Origin of the sequence: Nocardia sp. NPDC023852 (genome assembly GCF_040639505.1) — a bacterium.
Classification (GTDB): domain Bacteria; phylum Actinomycetota; class Actinomycetes; order Mycobacteriales; family Mycobacteriaceae; genus Nocardia.
Window position 1 is genome coordinate 1 of the sequence record NZ_JBFAAB010000047.1, and the last position, 25810, is coordinate 25810.

The following is a 25810-nucleotide window of genomic DNA, read 5'->3' on the forward strand; positions in this document are numbered from 1 at the left end:
ACCGCAGCGGAGCATAACCATGAGGGCCCAGCCAGCGCCGCGATTGATACCGTGACGTTGCGCCGGGCAGGAGTGTCGTCATTCGGTATGGGCGGCACGAACGCGCATGTGATTGTGGAGGAAGCTCCCGCATGGACTGCGGGCGAGCCCAAATCACTGTCGCCGATTGCGGCGGCCGATGTCGTCATCCCGGCGCGATTCCCCGGACAAAGCCACTCCGGGACACACCCGGCCCGGAACGTGGACGCCTCGCGGCCGCTGGCATGGGTGTTGTCCGGGCAAAGCCGGGAGGCTTTGCGGGAGCAGGCTGTTCGCTTACAGGAGTGGTTGGCCGATCACCCGCAGGGGGGTGGCGCCGAGGTGGCGTATTCGCTCTTGCGTACGCGTACGCAGTTGGAGTGGCGTGGTGCGGTGGTCGGGCACGACGTCGACGCGATGCGCGCAGGGTTGGCGGTGTTGGCCGATTCGGCGGCGGAATCGGTGGAGACCGAGCCCTACCTGGTGACCGGTCGTGCCCTGTCTCGGCGGGTGGTTTTCGTGTTTCCGGGGCAGGGCAGTCAGTGGGTGGGGATGGGTGCGGAGTTGTTGGCGTCGGGTGGGGTGTTCGCGGAGTCGATCGCGGAGTGTGAGGCGGCGTTGGCGCCGTTCGTGGCTTGGTCGTTGACGGAAGTGCTTCGCGGGGAGCCTGGTGCGGCGTCACTGGAGCGGGTGGATGTGGTGCAGCCGGTGTTGTTTGCGATGTTGGTGTCGCTGGCGCGGCTGTGGCGAGCTGGTGGGGTGGAGCCGGCTGCGGTGGTGGGGCATTCGCAGGGTGAGATCGCGGCGGCGGTGGTGGCGGGTGGGTTGTCGTTGGCGGATGGTGCGCGGGTTGTGGCGGTGCGGTCTCGTGCTGTCGCGGAGGTGTTGTCGGGTTCGGGGGGTATGGCGTCGGTCGGTTTGGCGGCGGATGTGGTGGCGGATCGTGTGGCAGCGTTCGGTGATCGGTTGTCGGTCGCGGCGGTGAACGGACCGGGGCAGACGGTGGTGTCGGGAGAGTCGGAGGCGTTGGCCGAGTTTCTTGCCGGGTGTGCGGCCGATGGGGTGTGGGCGAAGCAGGTTCCGGTGGATTACGCGTCGCATTCGGTGGCGGTGGAGCGGATTCGGGGTCGGGTGCTGGCCGAGTTGGCGCAGATTCGGCCGAAATCGGGTTCGGTTCCGTTCTTTTCGACGGTGACCGCGGAGTTCGTGGACACGGCGGAGTTGGATGCGGGGTATTGGTACCAGGGTTTGCGGGAGCGGGTGCGCTTCGGTGAGGCGATCGAGTCGTTGATCCGTCTCGAGATGAACGCGTTCGTCGAGGTCAGCCCACATCCGGTGGTGTCGGCGGCGGTCGAGTCGACTGCGGAGTCGATCGGTAGAGCCGATCAGGTAGCTGCCCTCGGCACGTTGCGGCGTGGTCGGGGTGGTCGCGAGCAGTTCGCCGCGGCGTTGGCGGGTGCCCATTGTGTCGGCATCGACGTCACACCAGAGGTGTTGGCTACGCCGGCGGCGTGGGTGGAGCTGCCGACGTATGCGTTTCAGCGACGGCGGTGCTGGACGCCGCGTCTCGTGGCGGGTGTGGGGTTGGGTGAGGTGAGCCGTGCCGGGTTGATTCCTCCGGGTCATCCGGTGTTGGGTGCCTCGGTGTCGATGGCCGGGCGGGACGAGTGGTTGTTCACCGGTCGCCTGATGCCCGAGGCCCATCCGTGGCTTGCCGAGCATGTGGTCTTCGGGTCGGCTGTGGTGCCTGCCGCGGTGTGGGTCGATGCCGCGTTGAGCGTGGGTGCGAGGGTGGGTGCGGAGTCGGTGGCGGAGTTGCGGCTGTCTTCGTCGTTTCCGCTGCGGGCTATGGCGTTGAACATCCAGGTGAGTGTTGCTGCGGCGGACGAGCACGGATGGCGAGCTTTCACGATCCACGCTCGTCCCGACAGCGCGGAGTCCCTCGGGGGGCAAGATGGCGAGTGGGCTGTCGCGTCCGAGGGCGACATCTCGCAGTGGCGGCAGTGTGCGACGGGGGTTCTCGCCCCGCACACTGACGACGCGCTCTTGTGGTCGGGTGGTGAGTGGCCACCCGTGGCGGCCGAGCCGGTGTCAGCCGAAGAACTGTACGGCCGGTCGGCCGAGCGTGGCGTGGGTTACGGTGTGGCGTTTCAAGGAGTCACGGCGGCGTGGCGGCGCGGTCGCGAAGTGTTCGCCGAAGTGTCGCTCGACGAGACCGTAGTTGATCGGAACGAGCGTTTCGGTGTTCATCCGGCGTTGCTGGATGCGATGCTGCATGCTGGTACGGGCGGGCTCGGCGAGACCGATGGCGTCTGGATGCCGTTGTCGTTCAATGGTATTCGACTCTATCGCGGTGGTGTGGAAGCGGCGCGGGTCCGAATCGACCAGGTGGGTGCGAACACTGTTCGGGTCACGGCCGTTGCTGAGGATGGTGAGCCGATCCTGTCGATCGAGCAGTTGCTGCTTGCGACAGTCGAAGCGACCGAGCGTACATCTGCGGAGTCGCTGCAGCGCAGTGCTTCTCCAGTGCGTAGGCGGCGGCGTGCTGTGGTGGCGGGTCCGTTGGCGCCGCGGTTGTTCGCTGTTGCTGAGCAGGACCGTGATGCGTTGGTGTTTGCGGTGGTGGCTGAGCAGGCTGCGGCGGTGCTTGGTCACGAGTCTTCGGAGGCTGTTCGTCCGGATCTGCCGTTCACTGCGTTCGGGTTCGATTCGCTCAGTGGTCAGCGGCTGCGGAATCGGCTGATGACGGCCACTGGTGTGGAGTTGCCGACGACGCTGATTTTCGATTATCCGACGCCGACTGCGGTGGCCCGGTTGGTGCGGTCGCGGCTCGAGGGTATGGATCTGGATGTGCGGCGGGTTGTGCGTCGCACAAGCTCGGACGAGCCGATCGCGATTGTCGGGATCGGTTGCCGTTTCCCCGGTGGTGTCGAATCCGGCGAGGATCTGTGGGACCTCGTTGCGGCGGGTCGGGATGTGATCGGGCCGTTTCCGTCGGATCGTGGTTGGGACCTGGAGCGGTTGTTCGATCCGGATCCGGACAAGCCGGGCACCGTCTACACCCGGCAAGGCGGATTCCTCTCCGCCGCGGGAGCTTTCGATGCGGGCTTCTTCGGTGTGGGTCCGCGTGAGGCGGCGGCGATGGATCCGCAGCAGCGGCTGATGCTGGAAGTCTCCTGGGAGGCTCTGGAGGACGCGGGGATCGACCCTGCGTCGTTGCGCGGTACCGATACCGGGGTGTATGTCGGCGCCTGCTCGTCGGGGTATTCGCGAGGGGTGGTCGGCGAGTATGAAGGCTTCCGGCTGACGGGGACGTCGCACAGTGTGGTATCCGGCCGTGTCTCTTATGTTTTCGGTTTGGAGGGGCCGGCGGTCACGGTGGATACCGCGTGTTCGTCGTCGTTGGTCGCGTTGCATCTGGCGTGCCAGGCATTGCGTCAGGGTGAGGCATCCCTGGCCCTGGCGGGCGGGGTGAGTGTGTCGGCGAGTCCGAGTCTGTATGTGGATTTCGCGCGACAGCGGGGGTTGGCGCCGGACGGGCGGTCCAAGGCGTTCGCTGCCGCGGCCGATGGTGTGACGTGGTCTGAGGGTGTCGGGGTGGTGGTGGTCGAGCGTCTGTCGGATGCGCAGCGGTTGGGCCACAACATTCTCGCGGTGGTGCGCGGCAGTGCGATCAATCAGGACGGTGCGAGCAACGGCCTGACCGCGCCGAATGGTCCTTCGCAGGAGCGGGTGATCGCGCAGGCGTTGGCGAATGCCGGGCTTCAGGCGTCGGATGTGGATGCGGTCGAGGCGCATGGCACCGGAACGGCATTGGGTGATCCGATCGAGGCGCAGGCGTTGATCGCCACCTATGGGCAGGGTCGGTCGGAGCCGTTGCGGATCGGTTCGGTGAAGTCGAATATCGGTCACGCGGTCGCCGCTGCGGGTATCGGTGGTGTGATCAAGATGGTGGCGGCGTTGCGGCATGAAATGCTGCCGAAGACTTTGCATGTGGATGTGCCGACGCCGCATGTGGACTGGTCCGCGGGCTCAGTGCGGTTGTTGACCGACGCCGAACCGTGGCCCGTCACCGATCGGGTGCGGCGTGCGGGTGTGTCGTCGTTCGGAATCAGCGGCACCAACGCGCACGTGATCCTCGAAGAAGCCCCCTCCACTGCCGTTTCCGTGGTCGACAGTTCCGCCGGTGCCGGCGAGTCGGCCGTGGCTACCGATGTGGTTGCGTTGCTGATCTCGGCGAAGTCCGACGACGCGCTGCACGCACAAGCCGATCGGTTGCGGCAGTGGCTGATAGACCGGCCCGACATCGATGTGCGCAGTGCCGCGTACTCGTTGATCGAGTCGCGTGGGCACTTCGATCGACGTGGCGCGGTCGTGGGCGGCGACCGGGAACAGTTGTTGGCCGGCCTTGCTGATCTCGCCTCGGGCGAGGTGACATCGTCGGTCATCGAGGGGCAGGTCGCAGTAGGGAAGACGGCGTTTCTGTTCACCGGTCAGGGTGCGCAGCGGGCCGGGATGGGCGCGGAGTTGTATCGCGCGTTTCCGGTGTTCGCGTCGGTATTGGACGAGGTGTGCGCCCAGATCGATCCGTTGCTCACCCGGCCGCTGAAAAACCTGATGTTCGACGAGAACAACGCGGCGCTATTGGATCTCACGGAGTTCACGCAGCCTGCCTTGTTCGCGTTCGAGGTGGCGTTGTTCCGGTTGGTGGAGTCCTTCGGTGTGGTGCCGGATGTGGTGATCGGGCATTCGATCGGCGAGTTGGTGGCTGCGTATGTGGCGGGGGTGTGGTCGTTGGCGGATGCGTGCGCCCTGGTGGTGGCGCGCGGTCGGTTGATGGGCGCGCTGCCGGAGGGCGGGGCGATGCTGGCGGTGGCGGTGCCCGAGGAGCGCGCCGCCAGGATGCTGGCCGATTTCGCGGGCCAGGTGTCGATCGCCGCGGTGAACGGTCCGTCGTCGCTGGTGCTGTCCGGTGATGTGTCCGCGATAGCCGAGATCGAGGACGAGCTCGCTGTCGAGGGGGTCGAGACCTCCCGGCTGCGGGTCAGCCACGCGTTCCATTCGGCGTTGATCGAGCCGATGCTCGACGAGTTTAGGGGCGTAGCCGAAGGCTTGACCTACCACCGGCCGGCCGTCCCGATCGTGTCGAATGTGTCGGGAGTCGTGGTCGGTGATGAGGTGACTGATCCGGGGTATTGGGTCGAGCAGGTGCGGGGTTGTGTGCGGTTCGCGCCGGGGATCGACACGGCGGTCGAGGCAGGGGTGCGCCGGTTCGTCGAGATCGGGCCGGATGCTGTGCTGTCCGCGATGTCCCGGCTGTGTCTTGCCGAGACCCCGGATGTGGAGGCCACATCGGTCGTGGTCGCGGTTGCTCGGCGTTCGGTGGATGAGCCGACCCAGTTGGTGTCTGGTTTGGCAGCGGCCCATGTGGCGGGTGTTGGTGTGGACTGGCGTCCGTTGTTGGGTGGGACGCGCCGGGTGCCGTTACCGACTTATGCGTTCCAGCATCGGCGGTTCTGGTTGCAGCCCGAGGTTGTCGGGGCGGTGGGCGGCGTCGATGGTCATCCGATTCTGACGGGTGTGACGGAGCTCGGGGGTAGTGACGAGTGGTTGTTCACCGGCCGGTTCTCGTTGCGCACGCATCCCTGGATCGCTGATCACTTGGCCTACGGCATGGTGGTGGTGCCGGGGGTGTTGTTACTCGAGTTCCTTCTCGTCGCGGGTGGCCGGATCGGTTGCGAGGTAGTCGAGGAAGTCATGGTGCAGGCGCCGATCCGGCCCGGTGCCGACGTGGTCGAGTTGCAGGTGTTGGTGCAGGCGGCAGACGAGTCCGGGCGGCGTTCGTTCGAATTCTTCTATCGGAATTCCTCCGATGAGCAATGGGCACGCAATGCGACCGGTGTGCTTGCGGCGCAGCCGGCCGGTGGTTCGGCGTTGGTGTCGCAACTGCGGGACCAGCAGTGGCCGCCGGTCGATGTCGAACTCGTAGACGTAGACCGGTTGACGCTTCCGCAGCAGATCACGCAGGACACCGGACTCGAGTACGGTCCGGCGTTCATCGGTGTGCCCGCGGTGTGGCAGCGTGGCGACACGGTTTTCTCGGAGGTCGTGTTGGACACCGACGCGGCACCGGAGTCCGGGCATGGTCTGCATCCGGCTTTGATGGAGCTGGTGGTGCATGCGGGGCTTTCCCGGTTGGTTTTTCGTGCTGCCGATTCCGACCCTGACTCCGGCTGGTTGCTGTTCCAGTGGGGCGGTGCGCGTTTCCACACACCGGTGCCCACGAAGGCGACAGCGCTTCGAGTTATCGCGGCGAAGGCCGGAGTGAACACCATCGCAGTCGCGGCTGTCGATGTGGACGGCAATCCGATCCTGTCGGTCGACGCGGTCATGATGCGCCGCAATGATGTCCAGGAATTCCGGCGCGGCTTGTCCGATGGCGAGGCAAGTCTGTACCGGGTGCAGTGGGAGCCCACCGCGGCAGCGACGGCCGCCGACCGGCCGACACTGCCGATGGCCGTGCTCGCGGATTCGACGGTGCCGGGGATCGATGTGTCCTTCGCATCCGCCGCCGAGGTTGTTGCCGCACAGCATGTTCCGGAAGTGGTGATATGGCGGAGCCCGGGGCGAGCAGCCGATGATCCGGCAGTGGTGCGGGCCGGTGTGCATGCCACGTTGGCCACGGTGCAGTCGTGGCTTGCCCAAGAGCGTTTGTCCGATGTTCGGATGGTGGTGCTCACCACGGGGGGTGCGGGGTTGCCCGGACAGGTTCCGGATGTGGCTGCGGCCGCGGTGTGGGGGTTCGTCCGCAGCGCGCAGTCGGAGAATCCGGGACGGTTTGTTCTCCTCGACGAGGACCCGGCCGAGCCGTTGGATGCCGATCGGATCGCGGCCGTGCTGGCTTCGGGTGAGCCGCAGGTCGCGGTGCGTGGTACGGAGATCCTGGTTCCCCGACTGACGCGGGCATCGGGCCGCGACGGCGGCCACGACATTGATGCGTTGCCGTCGTTCGGTGACGGCACGGTGTTGATCACCGGCGGTACCGGCGGGCTCGGTGCATTGTTAGCTCGTCACCTGGTCGCCGAACACGGCGTGCGCAGGTTGGTGCTGTCCTCGCGGCGAGGACCCGAAGCACCGGGCTCGGCCGAGCTGGTCGCCGAACTGGCTGGTGCGGGTGCTGATGCGCGGGTGGTCGCGTGTGATGTCACTGATCGTGATGCCGTGCGGGACCTGTTGGACGCTATCGAAGCTGATGGCGGGTTGACTGCGGTGGTGCATACGGCGGGTGTTCTCGACGACGGCACCGTGGAGTCGTTGACCGGTGAACAGGTCGATCGGGTGTTGGCGCCCAAGGTTGACGGGGCGTGGTATCTGGACGAGCTGACACGTGAGCGTGATCTGTCGGCGTTTGTGGTGTTCTCCTCGATGGCGGGGGTGCTGGGTTCGGCCGGGCAAAGCAATTACGCTGCGGCGAACGGTTTCCTGGACGGGTTGGCGCAGCGGCGCCGCGCGGCGGGATCGACCGCTGTGTCGTTGGCGTGGGGGCCGTGGAACTCCCGCAGCGGGATGACCGGTGAGCTGGACCGCACCGCCCTGGTGCGGTGGGAGCGGTTGGGGCTGGGCCAGCTCGGTGACGGCGAAGGTCTGCGATTGTTCGACGACGCGGTTGCCGGTTCGGACGCGCGTGTGGCCGCGATCCGGTTCGACGCGAGTGTGTTGCGGCGCGCGTCGGATCCCGATGCGGTCCCCGCGGTATTGCGTGGGTTCGTGCCGCGTTCGAAGCGCCCGACGAAGGCCGCGGCAAAGCCCGCGGCGGGTGCGTTGGCTCAGCGGTTGGCTCAGGTGCCGCAGGCCCGCCGTGGTGAGGTGGTGTCGGAGGTGGTGTTGGCGCAGGCGGCGGCGGTGTTGGGGCATGATTCGGCGGCCGACATCCGGCCCGATCGGCGTTTCGACGAAATCGGTTTCGATTCGTTGGGCGGGGTGGAATTTCGCAACCGACTGGGCAAGGCCACCGGCATACAGCTGCCCTCGACTCTGGTGTTCGACTATCCAACTCCGGCGGCGGTGACGAAACTGGTGTTGTCCCGCGTGGAGCCGAAAGCGGCGAGCGAGCCGGTCAATAAGGTGGCGCGTCGGGTCCGAACCGACGAGCCGATTGCCATTGTGGGGATGGGCTGCCGGTTCCCCGGCGGTGTGAAATCCCCGGAGGAGTTATGGGATCTGCTTGCCGCAGGAATCGACGCAACCAGCGAATACCCCTCGGACCGAGGCTGGGATCTGGAGCGGCTGTTCGATGAGGATCCCGACAAACCCGGCACCGTCTACAGCCGTCGTGCCGGCTTCCTCGACGACGCTGCTGATTTCGATGCCGGTTTCTTCGGAATCAGCCCGCGGGAGGCATCCGCGATGGACCCGCAGCAGCGTCATCTCCTGGAATCATCATGGGAAGCGCTGGAAAACGCGGGTATCGACCCACGCGCGTTGCGCGGTACCGATGCCAGCGTATTCGTCGGGGCATGCTACTCAGGCTATTTCAACCGGGTCACCCCCGAGTTCGAGGGCCATCGGCTCACCGGCACACAGGGCAGCGTGACTTCGGGAAGACTGTCGTATGTCTTCGGCATAGAAGGCCCTTCCGTCACCGTGGACACCGCCTGCTCGTCGTCGCTGGTCGCATTGCATCTGGCCTGCCAGGCGCTGCGGCAGGCAGAGACCTCCCTTGCGCTGACCGGCGGCGCCACGATTTACGCCGATCCCTACCTGTCCATCGATTTCGCCCGGCAACGCGGCATATCACCCGAAGGGCGTTGCAAGTCCTTCGCCGCCACAGCAGACGGCACCGCCTTCTCCGAGGGCGTCGGCATGCTGGTACTCGAACGCCTGTCGGACGCGCAACGCTTAGGCCACCCTGTGCTGGCGCTAGTGCGTGGCAGCGCGATCAACCAAGACGGTGCAAGCAATGGCCTGTCAGCACCGAACGGCCCTTCGCAGGAGCGGGTGATCACGGCGGCGTTGGCGAACGCGGGATTGGAGCCAACCGACATCGATGCAGTCGAAGCACACGGAACAGGAACGCCGTTAGGTGACCCGATCGAGGCACAGGCACTGATCGGAACCTACGGGCAAGGACGATCGAGTGGACCGTTGCGGCTCGGGTCGCTGAAGTCGAACATCGGGCACACCACCGCCGCGGCGGGTGTAGGTGGAGTAATCAAGATGGTGCAGGCGTTGCAGCACGAAACACTGCCCAAGACCTTGCATGTCGATGAGCCCAGCCCGAAAGTGGACTGGTCAGCCGGCGATGTCGAGTTGTTGACCCAGCCACAGCCATGGCCACGCAACGGGCGAGTCCGCCGGGCCGGAGTGTCCTCATTCGGAGTCAGCGGCACCAACGCCCACGCCATCCTGGAAGAAGCACCTGCCCAGCGAATTTCGGTATCGCAGCTGGCGCCCCGCCCCTCGGTGACCGTACCGTGGTTGGTGTCGGCGAGTTCCGAGTCGGGTCTGCGTGCGCAGGCGGACCGACTGCGGCAGTGGTTGATCGACCATCCTGACGCGGACGTGTGGGATGTCGCGCATTCCTTGGTGACGACCCGTGCTCGGCTCGACTTCCGCGGAGCTGTCGTCGGGCGTGACCGAGGCGAGCTGCTGGCTGGTCTGACCGAGTTGGCGGCGGGTTCGCCGGGCACGATCGAGGCGACAGCGGGTTCGGGCAAGGCGGCGTTCCTGTTCACCGGGCAGGGCGCGCAACGGACCGGGATGGGTGCGGGGTTGTACGCGGCCTTCGACGTGTTCGCGGCGGCGTTCGACGAGGTGTGCGCCCAGGTCGATCCGCTGCTCGACTGGTCGCTGAAGGACTTGGTGTTCGATCCGAGTAACGCGGCGCTGTTGGATCTCACGGAGTTCACCCAGCCCGCGTTGTTCGCGTTCGAGGTGGCGTTGTTCCGGCTGATGGAATCGTTCGGTGTGGTACCGGACATGCTGATCGGACATTCGATCGGGGAGCTGGCCGCCGCATACGTGGCGGGAGTGTGGTCGCTCGAGGATGCCTGTGCCCTGGTAGTTGCGCGCGGGCGGCTGATGGGGGCACTACCTGAAGGTGGGGCGATGTTGGCGGTGGCGGTGGGAGAGGCGGATGCGGCGGGAATCGTCGCTGGATTCGACGGCAGGTTGTCGGTCGCGGCGGTGAACGGTCCGTCGTCGGTGGTGTTGTCCGGAGACGCGTTCGCGATCGACAAGATCGAGGACACGTTTGCCGTTGCCGGCGTGAAGACCTCCCGGCTGCGGGTCAGTCATGCGTTCCATTCGGCGTTGATGGAGCCGATGCTCGACGAATTCCATAGGACGGCGCGAGGTTTGACCTATTACCAGCCGACTCTCCCGATCGTGTCGAACGTCTCCGGCGTCGTGGTCGACGCGGAGGTGACCGACCCGGGGTATTGGGTGCGGCAGGTACGCGGGTGTGTCCGGTTCGCGCCGGGGATCGACACCCTGGTCGAGGCAGGGGTGCGGCGGTTCGTGGAGATCGGGCCGGATGCGGTGCTGGCAGCGATGACTCGGCAGTGTCTTGCCGAGACTCCGGACATCGAGGCCCGCTCGTCGGTGGTCGCGGCCGGCCGGCACTCCGTCGGCGAGTCGACCCAGTTCGTGTCGGCGCTGGCGCGAGCCGCTGTCGCGGGAATGGAAGTGAACTGGACAGCGCTGTTCGCGGGCCGCGTCCGGGATCGAGTTCCGCTGCCTACGTATGCGTTCCAGCATCAGCGGTATTGGTTGCAGCCGGTCGGCGTGGCAGATGTGCGGCAGTCGGGTATGGATGATGCGGGACATCCGCTGTTGGGCGCGATGGTGCGGCTGCCGGATTCCCAGGACGTGGTGTTCACCGGCAGCCTGTCTCGAGCCGGTCATCCGTGGCTGGCCGATCATGTTGTCGCGGGGATGGCATTGCTGCCCGGCGCTGCCCTGGTCGAGTTGGCGCTGCATGTGGGAACGGTGGTCGGGTGCCCGCGGTTGGCGGAGTTGGTGATCGAGGCACCCCTGCCGATTCCGCCCGCCGCAGCGGTCGGGCTGCGGGTAGTGGCGGGCGGACCGGATGAGACGGGTGCGGGGACGGTGTCGGTGTACTCGCGTGCGCACGGTGGCGACGAGTCCGATAGGGCCGAGGACCAGTGGGTCCGCCACGCGGTCGCGACCGTCACCGCCCAATCGGATCAGCCGTCGCTGGACACGAGGATGGACAGTTGGCCGCCGGCCGGCGCGACTGCGATCGAGATCGATGACCCCTATGCGGATCTGGCCGACTTGGGCTATGAGTACGGACCGGCGTTCCGGGGACTGACTGCCCTGTGGCGGCGCGACGGTGAGGTGTTCGCGGAGGTCGCGGTGCCGGAGCAGATCCGATCGGAGGCTGTGAGTTTCGGTGTGCATCCGGCGTTGCTGGACGCCGCGCTGCACGCGATCCTGCTCGGCGGGCTGGTTCCCGACACGCGGGCCGGTGCGGTCGTCGTCCCGTTCTCCTGGGAGAACGTCACGCTGCACGCGACGGGAGCTAGCGCACTGCGGGTCCGCGCGACCGCGACCGGCTCGGCACCGGGCGGTGACCGGATCGCGGTCACCCTCACCGACGTGTCGGGCATGGTGGTGGCCGAGGTGGACGCGTTGACGCTGCGTCCGCTGTCGACCGAGGCGCTCGGCTCGGCGGACCGTCGGGCCGACGGCGCCGGTTACCAGGTGGACTGGGTCGCGCTACCAGACCCCGCGGGAGGACTCGCCGTGGCCGACACCTGGAGCCCCGCCGAGGACGGAGAAACCGTCACGATCGCGGGACGGGTCGCGACGGTGGTACGGCTCGACGATCCGCGATGGAGTGAGCACTCGCGCATCGACGCTGCGGCCATCGACGGCGCTCTCCCGACGATGGTGCGAAATTCGGTCGCCTTGCTGGCGGAGCGGGTGCAGCGCCTACTGACGGGAGACCGGCTCGTCGTTGTGGTGTCCCGGCAGGCGGTGGCGGTGCATCCCGGCGAGCCGCTGGACCTGCCCGGGGCGGCGGCGTGGGGTCTGCTGCGCACCGCGCAGAGCGAGAACCCGGACCGGCTTCTCTTGGTGGACGTCGACGACCGGGCCGACTATCGGAATGCCGTGGCACTGGCCCTCACCCGCGCCGGTGAACCTCAGCTGGCGCTGCGGCGTGGGACGGCATACGCGCCGCGGCTCAGGGTCGCCGTCGATGGAATAAATGGCCTGTTCAGCTCGTCCGGTGTGCACAGTGAGCCGGTCGCCCCCTCGCCATGGGCGTTGACTTTGCGTGGCAACGGTACGTTGGCCGCTGACAATTTCGGTCTGAGCGACAACCCGGGTGTGTTGGAACCGCTTGGACCGGGGCGGGTTCGGGTGAGCATGCGGGCGGTGGGCCTCAATTTCCGGGACGTATTGATCGCGTTGGGCACTTACCCGGACCCGAATGGTCGAATCGGTGGTGAGGGGGCCGGGGTCGTGCTGGAGGTGGCGCCGGATGTGACCGAGTTTATGCCTGGTGACCGGGTTTTCGGGTTGATCTCGGGCGTCGGGTCGGTTGCGGTGGCTGATCGTAGGTTGCTCGCGCCGATGCCGCGCGGTTGGTCGTTCGCTCAGGCGGCGGCGGTGCCGATCGTGTATGCGACTGCCTATTACGGTCTTGTCGATCTGGCCGGGGCGCAGGCTGGTGAAACCCTGTTGTTGCACGCGGCCACGGGTGGTGTGGGTATGGCGGCGGTGCAGTTGGCGCGGCATCTGGGTTTGCGGTTGCTGGTGACCGCGAGCAAGCCGAAGTGGAACGTGTTGCGCGATATGGGGTTCGACGATTCGGAGATCGGTGATTCGCGGACTTCGGATTTCGAGCGGAAGTTCCTCGACGCTACCGGCGGTCGGGGGGTGGATATCGTGCTCGATTCGCTGGCCGGCGAGTTCGTGGACGCGTCGTTGCGGTTGCTGCCGCGCGGTGGTCGGTTCGTCGAGATGGGCATGCTTGATCGACGTGATCCGGTCGAGGTGGCTGCCGAGCATCCGGGTGTGGATTACCACAGTTTCCTGTTGATGGAGGTGGGTCCGGATCGGCTGCGCGAGATTCTGACTGCTCTGGTCGGACTTTTCGATGCCGGGGTGTTGGCGCCGTATCCGACTACCGCGTGGGACGTGCGGCAGGCGCCGGAGGCCTATCGGTATCTCAGCCGGGCCCAGCATATCGGCAAGAACGTGTTGACCGTGCCGACCCGGTTGCGTCCTGATGGCACGGTGTTGATCACCGGCGGTACCGGGAGGTTGGGTGCAGCGGCCGCTCGGCACCTGATCAGCGCGCATGGTGTGCGCAGGCTGGTGTTGACGAGCAGGCGTGGTCCGGAGGCGCCCGGCGCGGCCGAGCTCGCTGCCGAGCTGACCGCGTTCGGTGCGCAGGTCGATGTGGTCGCGTGTGATGCGGCTGATCGGGTGGCGCTGGACGCGGTGTTGGCGGCGATTCCGGCGCAGCATCCGTTGACCGGTGTCGTCCATGCCGCGGGTGTGTTGGCCGATGGGTTGCTGGCAACGATGACGGCGGAGCAGATTGCGATGGTATTGCGGCCGAAGGTCGATTCGGCGTGGAATCTGCACGAGGCGACCAAAGACTTGGATCTGTCGATGTTCGTGTTGTATTCCTCGATCGCCGGTGTGATCGGTAATCCGGGGCAGGCGAATTATGCGGCGGCGAATGTGTTCCTCGACGCGTTGGCCCAGTTCCGGCAGGTGAGCGGTTTGCCGGCGACATCGGTGGTGTGGGGACCGTGGGAGCAGAGCGGCGGTATGACCAGTGCGCTGGGTGAGGCCGATTTCGCTCGGTTGCGGCGGGAAGGTTTTGTTCCGTTGGGTGACGTGGACGGTATGGCGTTGTTCGACGCGGCACTGGCGGGCGGCCGGCCGGCGTTCGTGGCGGTCCGGATCGATCGGAACGCGCTCGCCGAGACAGATCCCGATGGTTCGCGCGCGATCCTGCGCGGCGTGACACGGCCGGCGCACCGCCGTGTGAGCGCCACCAAGAGCGGGCACCCGACAGCGTTGAATGGACGCTCCGCAGGCTCCCCGCCTTTGGCGGCGCAACTGCTCGGCCGCTCGACCGCTGAGCAGGAACGCGTCATTCTCGACGTGGTCCGCGTCCAGGCCGCGGCCGTCCTGGGACACACCACTGCGGACTCGATCGCCCCCGACAAGCCGTTCAAAGATCTCGGGTTCGACTCGCTCGGCGTGATGGAATTCCGCAACCGCCTGAAATCGGCTGTCGGCGTGCGATTGTCCCCGACCACCATGTTCTCCTATCCCACTCCGGAAACACTGGCCGGTCACGTCCGCCAGGAGATCGCTCCGATCGAGGACCCCGTCGAGCACACCCCGGCCGAGGACCTTTCCCGTTTGCAGGCGATGGTCGACCGCCTCCTTGCTGTGGCGGAAGACGACGAGGCGACAGTGACCACATTGCTCGGCATCAGTGACCGTCTTCGGTCCCATTTCGGTGGGCGACGGCGCAGCGATGGGGACGACGACTTCGCTGCGCATTCGGGCAGCGAGCTCTTGGATTTGATTGATGAGGAGTTTGGTCGAGCATGAGTATCGAGGAACGACTCACGCGGTCGCTGCAGAGGCTGGCCGGAGATCTGCGCGCTGCGAACCGGAATATTCGGGAGCTGGAGGAACGGGCGCGGGAGCCGATCGCGATCGTGGGGATGAGTTGCCGCTATCCGGGGGGTGTGAAATCCCCTGCGCAGCTGTGGGATCTGGTCGCTTCCGGTGTCGACGCGGTCGGTGGGTTTCCGACCGATCGGGGGTGGGATCTGGATCGGCTGTACCACCCGGATCCGGATGTGCCGGGCACGATCTACACCCGTGAAGGCGGGTTCCTGGACGTCATCGGCGACTTCGATGCGGGTTTCTTCGGAATCAGTCCTCGTGAGGCTGTGGTGATGGATCCGCAGCAGCGTCTGATGCTGGAGGCGTCTTGGGAAGCGTTGGAGGACGCGGGTATCGACCCGGTGTCACTGCGTGGCAGTGACACCGGCGTCTTCACCGGAGTCATCCACCAGAACTACGGCCCTCGCATCGGCTCGCCGACCATCACCGCCGAGGCGGAAGGTCATGCCTACCTCGGCGTCGCGAACAGTGTGCTGTCCGGTCGGATCGCCTACACCTTCGGCTTCGAGGGCCCGGCGATGTCGGTCGACACCGCGTGCTCGTCGTCGTTGGTGGCATTGCATCTGGCGTGTCAAGCGTTGCGGCAGGGCGATGCCACGTTGGCCCTGGCGGGTGGCGTCACCGTGATGTCGGATCCGTCTCTGCTGATCGCATTCGCGCGTCAGCGTGCGCTGTCATCCGATGCCCGCTGCAAGGCGTTCGCGGCGGCCGCCGACGGGACCGGTTTCGCCGAAGGCCTCGGAATGCTGGTGTTGGAGCGGTTGTCGGATGCCCAGCGGCTCGGGCACACCGTCTTGGCGGTGGTGCGGGGCAGCGCGGTGAATCAGGACGGTGCGAGCAACGGCTTGACTGCGCCGAATGGCCTGGCGCAGGAACGAGTGATCATGCAGGCGTTGGCGAATGCGGGTTTGTCGGCGTCGGATGTGGATGCGGTGGAGGCGCATGGCACGGGCACGATGTTGGGGGATCCGATCGAGGCGTCGGCACTGATCAGCGTCTACGGGAAGGAGCGTGCGAGCGCTCCGCTGCGTTTGGGTTCGCTGAAGTCGAATGTCGGTCACACGTCGGCGGCAGCCGGGGTGGGGAGTGTGATCAAGATGGTGCAGGCCATGCGACACGAGATGTTGCCGAAGACGTTGCATGTGGATGCGCCGACGCCGCATGTGGATTGGTCCGCGGATACGGTACGGCTGCTTCAAGACAGTGAGCCGTGGCCTGCGGGGGAACGGGTGCGTCGGGCGGGTGTGTCGTCGTTCGGGGCCAGTGGTACCAACGCCCACCTCATTCTCGAGGAGGCACCTGCCGAACCGGTCGTCGCGGACCCTGGCGGCGACGCCGAGCAGATGGCGGCTGCGAAGCAGCCCATCGTGTCGGATGTCGCCGCGCTGGTGATATCGGCCAAGTCCGTCGAAGCCGTCCGCGCACAGGCCGATCGCTTGCGGCAGTGGTTGCTCGGCCACCCCGACGCGGACGTGTGGGATGTAGCGCATTCCTTGACGACCTCGCGGGCGCTATTGGACTGTCGCGGTGCGGTCGTGGGACGTGACCGGGACGAACTGCTGGCCGGTCTTGCCGAGTTGGCGGCGGGTGCGCCGGGCGCGATCGAGGCGAAAGCGGGTTCTGCCAAGACGGCTTTTCTGTTCACTGGTCAGGGTGCTCAGCGAGTCGGGATGGGCGCAGGGCTGTATCGCGCGTTTCCGGTGTTCGCGGCGGCGTTGGATGAGGTGTGTGCGGAGTTCGACCCGTTGCTCGGGCGCTCGCTGAAAGATCTGATGTTTGCCGATCCGGATGGGTTGTTGGATCGGACGGAGTTCACCCAGCCCGCGTTGTTCGCGTTCGAGGTGGCGTTGTTCCGGCTGATCGATTCGTTCGGTGTCGCACCGGATGCGGTGATCGGGCATTCGGTCGGCGAGTTGGCGGCTGCGTTTGTGGCGGGCGTGTGGTCGCTGTCGGACGCGTGTGCCCTGGTGGCGGCGCGGAGCCGGTTGATGGGTGCGTTGCCGGCGGGTGGCTCGATGCTCGCTGTGGCGATCGGCGAGGAGCGAGCGGTGGACGCGGTTGCCGGGTTCGGTGATCGGGTGTCGATTGCGGCGGTGAACGACCCGTCGTCGACGGTGTTGTCCGGGGACGCTGCCGCCATCGAGGAGATCGAGCGGCAGCTTTCCGCCACTGGAGTCGAGACGAATCGGCTACGGGTCAGCCACGCTTTCCATTCGGCGCGGATGGATCCGATGTTGGCCGAGTTCCGTGCGGTGGCCGAAGGAATCGCATACCAATCGCCGACGTTGCCGATCGTGTCGAACGAGTCCGGTGAGTTCGCCGACGATGCGGTGACTGATCCGGAGTATTGGGTGCGGCAGGTGCGGGGTTGTGTGCGGTTCGCTCCGGGCGTGGATGCACTGGTCGCGGCTGGTGTGCGGCGTTTTCTCGAGGTGGGTCCGGATGCGGTGTCGGCGGCGATGACGCGTGGGTGTCTGGCCGAGAACCCTGAGGTCGAGTCGGTGTCGCGGGTGGCGGCGGCCGCCCGGCGGTCGGTTGATGAAGTGGAACAGTTCATTACCGCCTTGGCGCAGGTTCATGTTGCGGGTGTGCGGGTGGACTGGCGGCCGTTGTTCGTCGGCCGTGGGGTAGGTCGGGTCGCGTTGCCGACGTATGCGTTCCAACATCGACGGTTCTGGTTGCAGCCCGGCGGCGATGCGTCGCAGTCATCGACGGACCATCCGATTCTGACGGGTGTGGTTGGGTTGGCGGGGACCGACGAGTGGTTGTTCACCGGCCGGTTCTCGGTGCGTACCCATCCGTGGATCGCTGATCACATGGCCCACGGTGTGGTGGTGGTGCCGGGGGTGTTGTTGCTCGAATTTCTCCTCGTCGCGGGCGGTCGGATCGGTTGCGAGGCGGTTGAGGAAGTTATTGTGCAGTCGCCGATCCGGCCCGGTGGCGACAACGTCGAGGTGCAGGTGCTGGTGCAGGCCGCAGACGAGTCCGGGCGGCGTACGTTCGAGTGCTTCTACCGGAAGTCGTCCGACGCGGAAGCAGAATGGGAGCGCAATGCGTCGGGTGCGTTTGCGGCGCGGCGTAACAGCGCGGAGCTCGTCGAGGGCGGTTGGTCGGGTGACGGGTGGGCTGGGGAATCGGTGCTTGTGTCGCGGTTGCGGGACGAGGACTGGCCGCCGGTCGATGCCGAGCGTGTAGCTGTGGACAGCGTGACGCTTGCCGAGCAGATCACCGACGACACCGGGCTCGAGTACGGTCCGGCGTTCATCGGGGTGCATGCTGTGTGGCGACGTGGCGACACGGTGCTCTCGGAGGTCGTGCTGGATACCGACGCGGTGGCGGAATCGGGCCGCCATGATGTGCATCCGGCCTTGATGGAGCTGGTGGTGCACGCGGGGCTCTCCCAGCTGGTTTTCCGCCAGGTGGATTCCGATCCGAACACCGGTTGGTTGCTGTTCCGGTGGGGTGGTGCGCGTTTCCACAAGCCGGCGTCTGACGGCGGGCGAGGTCTCGGGCCTGCGGAGGTGACATCGCTTCGGGTCATCGCGGTCAAGACCGGAGCCGACACCGTGGCCGTCGCGGCTGTCGACGCGGACGGCACCCCGATCCTGTCTGTCGACGAGGTGTTGCTGCGTCGGTATGATGTCGAGGAATTCCGAAGCAGCCTGTCCGCTGACGAGGCCGGCTCGTATCAGGTTGATTGGCAGCCAACCGCGGAATCGGTTGCGAGGACCGCTCAGCCCGCACCCCGCATTGCGGAGCTCGCGAATACGAGGGTTTCGGGGATCGAGGACTCCTATACCGGGGTTTCCGATGTTGTCGCGGCCGACCGTGTTGTGGATGTTGCTGTCTGGCGGGCGAGCGAGCAGGCCGTTGACGGCCCGGGAGCAGTTCGGGCTCGGGTGCACGCCACGCTGGGCATGTTGAAGTCCTGGCTTGCCGAAAAACGCCTGTCCGATGTCCGGCTGATGGTGGTCACCACGGGCGGTGCGGGGCTGGCTGGAGAGGTTGCGGACGTGGCCGCGGCCGCGGTGTGGGGGTTGGTTCGCAGTGCGCAGTCGGAAAATCCGGAGCGGTTCGTTCTTGTCGACGAGAATCCGGCCGAGCCGCTGGATGTCGAGCGGATCGCGGCCGTGCTGCGGTCCGGTGAGTCGCAGGTCGCTGTGCGGGGTGCGCAGATTCTGGTCCCCCGGTTGAGGCGTGCATCGGAGGACACCGTGCCGCGGCCTGCCTCGGAGCGTTCCGGGGGGCAAGACCATCGGGACAAGCCGCGTCCGGGGATGGGGGGTGGGACGGTGCTGATCACCGGTGGTACGGGTGGATTGGGTGCGTTGTTCGCCCGCCATCTCGTCGCCGAGCATGGTGTGCGCAGGCTGGTGCTGTCGTCACGGCGGGGACCCGCGGCGGCCGGTGCGGCCGAGTTGGTCGCCGAGCTGGCGCAGGCGGGTGCGGACGTGCGGGTGGTCGCGTGTGATGTCGCCGACCGTGATGCGGTGCGGAACCTGTTGGACACCATCGATTCCGATGGTGGGTTGACTGCGGTGGTGCATACCGCGGGTGTGCTCGACGACGGCACCATCGAGACTCTGACCAGTGAGCAGGTGGATCGGGTGCTGGCGCCGAAGGTGGACGGGGCGTGGCATCTGGACGAGCTGACGCGTGACCGCGACTTGTCGGCGTTCGTGGTGTTCTCCTCGGTCGCGGGGGCGCTGGGGTCGGCCGGGCAGGGCAACTATGCCGCGGCGAACGGTTTCCTGGACGCGCTGGCGCGGCGGCGTCGCGCGGCAGGGTTACCTGCTGTGTCGCTGGCGTGGGGGCCGTGGAACCAGAGCAGCGGGATGACCAGCGGCCTGGGGAGTACGGCCGTGGCGCGGTGGGGTCGGCTGGGGTTGGGTCAACTCGAGAATGCCGACGGTGTGCGTCTTTTCGACGATGCCCTCGCCGGCGCCGATGTGTGTGTGGCCGCGTTCCGGTTCGACATCGGCGTGCTGCGGCGGGAGTCCGACCTCGGTGCGGTTCCCGCGGTGTTGCGTGGGTTCGTGCCGCGTTCGACGTATCCAGGGAAGGCGGCGCGGAAGCCCTCACCGGGTCTGGCGGCGGGTGCGTTGGGCGCTCGGTTGGCTCAGGTGCCACCGGCCCGACGTGGTGAGGTGGTGTTGGAGGTGGTGTCGGCGCAGGCGGCGGCGGTGTTGGGGCATGATTCGGTCGACGACATCCGGCCCGATCAGCGTTTCGACGAGATCGGTTTCGACTCGCTCGGCGGCGTGGAATTCCGTAATCGGCTGGCCAAGGCCACCGGTCTGCAATTGCCCTCGACCCTGGTATTCGATCATCCGACTGTGGCGGCAGTGGCGAAGTTGGTGCAGTCCCGTGTCGAGCCGGAGGCGGTAGGCGAACCGGTCAGGAAGACGGTGCGCCGGATTCGGGCGGATGAACCGATCGCGATCGTGGGAATGGGATGCCGGTTCCCGGGAGGTGTGAAATCGCCGGATGACCTGTGGGACCTGCTGACATCCGGAGTCGACGCGACCGGTGAGTACCCGTCGGATCGGGGCTGGGATCTGGAGCGGTTGTTCGATCCTGATCCGGACAAGCCGGGCACCGTTTATGCCCGTCGTGCCGGATTCCTCGATGCTGCCGGTGATTTCGACGCCGGGTTCTTCGGTATCGGTCCGCAGGAGGCGTCGGCGATGGAGCCGCAGCAGCGTCAGTTGTTGGAGGCATCCTGGGAGGCCTTGGAGGACGCGGGTATCGACCCGGTCTCGTTGCGCGGCAGTGACACCGGCGTGTTCGTGGGAGCGTGCTACTCGACGTACTACACCCGGGTGGCCGGCGAATTGGAGAGTTATCGGCTCACTGGTTCCCAGTGCAGCGTGACCTCCGGCAGGCTGGCGTATGTCTTCGGTGTGGAAGGGCCTACCGTCACGGTGGACACCGCGTGCTCATCGTCGCTGGTCGCTTTGCATCTGGCCTGTCAAGCGTTGCGCCAGGGGGAGACCTCGCTGGCGCTGACGGGCGGTGTGACGGTTTATGCCGATCCGTTTCTCTCCGTGGAATTCGCGCGGCAGCGTGGTCTGTCGCCCGATGGACGTTGCAAGTCGTTCTCAGCCGCGGCCGACGGTGTCGCCTTCTCTGAGGGCGTCGGCGTGCTCGTGCTCGAACGCCTCTCGGACGCCCGTCGCTTGGGCCACGATGTGTTGGCGGTGGTGCGTGGTAGCGCGATCAATCAGGACGGTGCGTCGAATGGTCTGACCGCGCCGAACGGTCCGTCGCAGGAGCGGGTGATCGTGGCGGCGTTGGCCAATGCGGGGTTGGAGCCCTCGGATGTGGATGCGGTAGAGGCGCACGGCACCGGAACGCCTTTGGGTGATCCGATCGAGGCGCAGGCGCTGATTGCCACCTACGGGCAGGATCGGCCGGATCGGCCGCTGCACATCGGGTCGCTCAAGTCGAATATCGGCCACACCGCGGCCGCGGCGGGCGTGGCCGGGGTGATCAAAATGGTGCAGGCGTTGCGGCACGAAACGCTACCGAAGACCTTGCATGTCGACGAGCCGAGCCCACACGTGGACTGGTCGGCGGGCGATGTTGCGTTGTTGACCGAGCCACGGCCATGGCCGGCCAACGGCCGTGTTCGCCGCGCCGGAGTGTCGTCGTTCGGTGTCAGCGGCACCAACGCACACGCCATCCTGGAACAGGCACCGACCCGGCGGTCGGGCCCGGAACAGGTAATACACCGCCACCCCGCAGACGACATCGGAGGCCGGGAAGTCCCCACCCCGCAGTCCGCGCCGACAGCCCTACCTCACCCTGCCGCGGCCGTACCGTTGCTGATATCGGCGAAATCAGAGTCGGGTTTGCGGGCGCAGGCGCAACGGTTGCGGCAGTGGGTGATCGACAAACCTGACTTGGATGTGTGGGACATCGCATACTCGCTGGCCAACTTTCGTGGTCGGCTCGAGTACCGGGGCGCGGTTGTCGGCGCAGACCGCGGCGAGTTGCTTTCCGGTCTTGCCGATTTCGCGGCAGGGGTGATGTCTTCCGGTGCTGTCGAGGCAGTGGTCGGGTCGGGTAAAACGGCGTTGCTGTTCACCGGGCAGGGGGCGCAACGCGACGGGATGGGTGCGGGCCTGTACCACTCGTTCGAGGTGTTCGCGGCGGCGTTGGACGAAGTGTGCGCGGAGTTCGATCCCCTGTTGGGGCGGTCGCTGAAGGATGCGATGTTCGCGCGGGGTGACGGTGTGGCGTTGTTGGATCGGACAGAGTTCACCCAGCCGGCGTTGTTCGCGTTCGAGGTGGCGTTGTGTCGTTTGGTGGAGTCTTTCGGTGTTGTACCGGACATGCTGATCGGGCATTCGGTCGGTGAGTTGGTGGCTGCGTATGTGGCCGGGGTGTGGTCGTTGTCGGATGCGTGTCGTGTGGTTGCTGCGCGCGGTCGGTTGATGGGGGCATTGCCTGCCGGTGGGGCGATGCTGTCGGTGGCTGTGGGGGAGGAGGACGTGGAAGAACTTGTTGCCGGATACCGGGACAGGTTGTCGATAGCAGCGGTGAACGGTCCGTCGTCGGTGGTGTTGTCCGGCGACCGGGACGCTATCGAGGAGGTGGAGCGGGGTGCCGGCGCGGCTGGCTACAGGACCACCCGGTTACGGGCCGGTCATGCGTTTCATTCGGCGCGTATGGATGCGATGCTGGCCGAGTTCCGTTCGGTGGCCGAAGGTGTGACCTATCATCTGCCGAACGTTCCGGTCGTGTCGAACCTCGATGGTGCAGTCGTCGGTGTGGAGTTGACCGATCCGGATTACTGGGTGAAGCAGGTGCGTGGATGTGTGCGGTTCGCATCCGGCGTCGACAGCCTGGTCAACGCCGGCGTGCGGCGGTTTGTCGAGATCGGCCCCGAGGCCGTGCTATCGGCGATGACCCGGCAATGTCTTGCCCAAACCCCGGACGTCGAGGCCCGCTCGACAGTGATAACCCCAGCCCGACGCTCGACCGACGAACCGACACAGTTCGTATCCGCCCTCGCACACGCCCACACCGCAGGTATCGACGTCGACTGGAAGCCACTGTTCGACAACCGCACCGTGTCACGGGTCCCACTACCCACCTACGCGTTCCAGCACCAACGGTATTGGCTGCAGCCAGCTCCCGATGCGTCCGCACCGTCCCGCCATCCAGTACTGACCGAAGAGGTGAGGGTCGCAGGCAAGGACGAGTGGCTGTTCACCGGCCGACTTTCGGTGGCGTCGCATCCGTGGATCGCCGATCACACGGTATTCGGCGCGATACTTCTCCCGGGAGCCGGTTTCGTGGAATTGGCGTTGGCGGTCGGTGCTCGATTGGGTATCGAGGTCATCGACGAGCTGGTCCTGGAAGCACCCCTGCGATTGGACGACCGGACCGAGGTCGACGTTCAGGTCGGCGTCGAAGAGCCCGATGACGACGGGCGCAGACGCTTTGTCGTGGCGTCCAGGGTAATCGGCGAAAATTCCGATAGTGGATCCGGAATCACACATGCTCGTGGCATTCTCGCTCCCAGCGCGGTGAGTGATGCTGCGGCCGATGACAGCGTCCAGGGTCCGGAAGCATGCCCCGGAGTGCCTTTACCTGGGGACGATGTGACGTTCGGCGATTCGATGTATGGCCGGTTGGCCACGCGCGGACTGGACTATGGCCCCGCGTTCCGGGGGGTGAGTCGCCTGTGGCGGGACGGCGGTGGCGATATCTTGGCGGATGTGCGGCTGCCGGCCGAGGGCGGCGCCGATGCCGACCGGTTCCTTCTCCATCCCGTGTTGTTGGACTCCGCGCTGCACGCTGCGGTGGAGGAGCTGGCCGCCGACTTTGCCGCCGACCAGGCGCCGCTGCCGTTCTCGTTCACCGGAGTGCGGTTGTACCGTCCCGGGGCGACGGCCGTGCGGGCACGAATCCGACGCAGCGAAGCCGCCAGCGGTATGAGCGTCAGGCCCGAGGCGGCAGCGGAGTGTGACCATGAGGGTCCAGCGAATGCCGCAGTCGAACACAGCGGTATGAGCGTCAGGCCCGATGCGGCAGCGGAGTGTGACCATGAGGGTCCAGCGAATGCCGCAGTCGAACACAGCAGTATCCGGCTCGAGCTCGGCGACGACACAGGCGCTCTGGTATTGACAGTCGAGTCACTGCAGGCGCGTCCGGTGAACAGCAAGGCATTGCACGATGGTCGGTTCGCCGGTCACCACCGGCTGTATGACGTGCAGTGGAGCCCAGTCGATGGTATCGATGCTCAACCGCTCCGTTCCTTCGCTTCTGGTGGTACGGGTGGCCGGCGGATCGTCGTCGTAGGCTCGACGCAGGCCGATGAGCGTGCCAAGGACACCTCGCGGCCACAAGACCACTGGGACAAGCTCTCTCTGGGGTTCGCGGAGAGCTACCCGAATGTGACCGCGCTGAGTGAGGCTGCCGGGGACGACGTTCCGGATGTGTTGGTGTGGTTCAACGACAATTTCGCCGAGGAAAGTCGGGCATTGTCGGCGGAGGTCGTCCACCGACGTGTGCACATGGTGCTGGCGACGGTCCGCTCGTGGTTGTCTCTACCTGCGGCCGATGCGCGGCTGGTTGTGGTGACGCGCAATGGTGCCGGTCTGCCGGGAGAAGACCCGGATCTGGCTGCGGCGGCGACGTGGGGTTTGCTGCGCAGTGCTCAGTCGGAGCATTCCGGCCGAATGGTGTTGGTGGACATCGATATCGACGGTGAGGTGACACCCGAGCTGATATCGGCCGCCCTCGATGCCGACGAGCCGCAGCTCGTGGTGCGCGCGGGTGTGCTGCTCACACCACAGCTCATTCGTCGCGACACGCAGCCGAGCGGGTCGGGTATCGCGATCGGCTCCGGCGCGGTGTTGATCACCGGTGGTACCGGCGGGTTGGGAGCGCTCGTGGCCCGGCACCTCGCCCACAGGCACGGCGCGCGGAATCTGGTGTTGGTGTCACGGCAGGGTGAGCACGCCGAAGGCGTCGCCGAACTCGTTGCCGAGCTGGCCCAACTCGGGGCTCGGACACGGGTGGTGGCCTGCGATGTGAGCGATCGTGCCGCCGTGGCGTCGATGCTCGACGATCTCTGCGACGGTCCCGCACTCACTGCCGTCGTGCACGCGGCGGGTGTGCTGGCCGACGGAACCGTGGACACGCTGACACCCGAACAGATCGACGGCGTACTCGCACCGAAAGTCGATGCGGCGCTGCATCTGCACGAGCTCACGCTCGATCGCGACTTGTCGGCGTTCATCATGTTCTCCTCGGTCGCGGCAATCCTCGGATCGCCGGGCCAGGGTAACTATGCGGCGGCGAACTCGGTGCTGGACGCGTTGGCGCGCCGCCGTGTCAACTCGGGCCTGCCCGCGCTTTCGGTGGCGTGGGGTCCGTGGAACCAGGCCGGCGGAATGACGGCGGATCTGGGCAATTCGGGCCTGGATCGATTGTCGCGTAAAGGGTTTCGACCATTGAACGAGGCCGACGGTCTCGCGCTGTTGGATTTGGCGGGCGGCGCGAGCACACCGTTCGTCGCCGCAGTCGACTTCGACATGGCGTCATTGGCCATCCAGGCGCGGGCTGGCCTGTTGTCGGGGCTTTTGCAGTCGCTGGTGCCGGCACCACGGCGTACTGATAGTGGTGGTGGGGATCTGGCGCGGCGGTTGGCTTCGGCGCCGCCGGACAAGTACGACACGGTCGTTGTCGATTTCGTGCGGGATCAGGTGGCCGCGGTGTTGGGCCATCCCTCTGGCGCGTTTATCGATGCCGAGAAGCCGTTCACCGAACTCGGTTTCGATTCGTTGGGTTCGGTGGAGTTCCGTAACCGGCTCACCAAAGCTACGGCGCTACAGCTTCCGTCGACCCTCGCGTTCGACTATCCGACCGCGACGGCACTGGCCCGCTACCTACGTTCCCGGGTCGAGGGCGCCAACGCCAAGACACGCGCCGCGCGCACCCCGCGCCGGGTGCTCACCGACGAGCCGATCGCGATCGTGGGTATGGCCTGCCGGTATCCCGGCGGTGTCGAGTCGCCGGATGAGCTGTGGGATCTGGTGTTGTCGGGCACGGACGCCATCAGTGAGTTCCCTTCGGATCGTGGCTG

3 protein-coding genes and 1 pseudogene are annotated in these 25810 nt (G+C 66.4%); 3 read left to right on the forward strand and 1 reads right to left on the reverse strand.

Going from position 1 to position 25810, the window contains the following annotated elements; all coding sequences use genetic code 11:
• The first annotated feature begins 72 nt into the window (after nt 1-72).
• Nucleotides 73-14628: an SDR family NAD(P)-dependent oxidoreductase gene (locus AB0H00_RS31225; protein ID WP_357273389.1), complete on the forward strand. Its 14556-nt coding sequence runs from the start codon at nt 73-75 to the stop codon at nt 14626-14628.
• Nucleotides 14629-14744: 116 nt separating this feature from the next.
• Nucleotides 14745-23594 (forward strand): annotated as a pseudogene (locus AB0H00_RS31230) (type I polyketide synthase); the annotation flags it as partial.
• A 512-nt stretch (nt 23595-24106) separates the two neighbouring features.
• On the opposite strand, the gene AB0H00_RS31235 reads toward AB0H00_RS31230, so the two are convergent.
• Complete coding sequence (locus AB0H00_RS31235; RefSeq protein ID WP_357273392.1) at nt 24107-24376, reverse strand: phage DNA packaging protein J; 270 nt, start codon at nt 24374-24376, stop codon at nt 24107-24109.
• Nucleotides 24377-24401: 25 nt separating this feature from the next.
• Here AB0H00_RS31235 and AB0H00_RS31240 point away from each other — a divergent pair.
• Nucleotides 24402-25810, forward strand: a 1409-nt coding sequence (locus tag AB0H00_RS31240) for a type I polyketide synthase (RefSeq protein WP_357273394.1), incomplete at its 3' end; no start/stop codon positions are given.